This is a genomic window from Priestia sp. P5_B4, from assembly GCF_056400385.1.
This window is the reverse complement of sequence record NZ_JBFULJ010001411.1, coordinates 1-638: the sequence shown is the minus strand read 5'-3', so window position 1 is coordinate 638 and position 638 is coordinate 1. Positions and strand designations below refer to the sequence as shown.

Genomic DNA, 638 nt, shown 5'->3' with positions numbered 1-638 from the left:
CTTTAATCTGAGGGAAAAACGAGCGGATCAGCTGTTTTTTTAAATTCGTATACTGAAACGTAATAAATTTCCCTTCCTTCGCTAATACACTGCGCGTGTTTTGCAAAATACTGTCCGACACTTCAGACGTTAAAGAAGCAAAAGGAAGACCTGATAGTACGTAATCCACTTTTGGAATATCATACTGTATCAAGTACTTTTGAACGTTTTCGGCGGATCCGTGTATCACATACACATTTTTTTCATCTCTTACTTGTTCCTTTACTTTTTCGTAAAAATGCCGATTGTATTCGATAAGAAGCAAAGTTGTACAAGCGCTTCGTCTTCTTATTAATTCACGGGTAAAAACTCCGGTTCCTGGCCCGTACTCTACTATACAGTCTGCATGTTCAAAATCAATCCCTTTTACCATTTTTTTCGCTAAGTGCGTAGAGCTCGGCAAAAGTGCGCCTACCGTTCGCGGCTGGTGAAAATATTGATACATAAAAGCTAAATTCRTTTTCTATTCCTTCTTTCTACTCTTTCTTTCTAGAATAGAAAAAAAATCTAAAGAAACGTTAAGTAAATTTCTTAAGAATTCTTAAGAAAACAAAAAGGAGGATGGGACAAACGTATTTTAGTTGAAGGAAGATCCGAAC

Annotated in this window: 1 protein-coding gene; it reads right to left on the bottom strand. The window is 36.6% G+C overall.

The genetic code is table 11. From position 1 onward, the window contains the following. The coding region (locus AC1DRF_RS31285; RefSeq protein ID WP_477742737.1) for a class I SAM-dependent methyltransferase at window positions 1-484 on the bottom strand (484 nt) is incomplete at its 3' end. Between the last annotated feature and the right edge of the window lie 154 nt (window positions 485-638).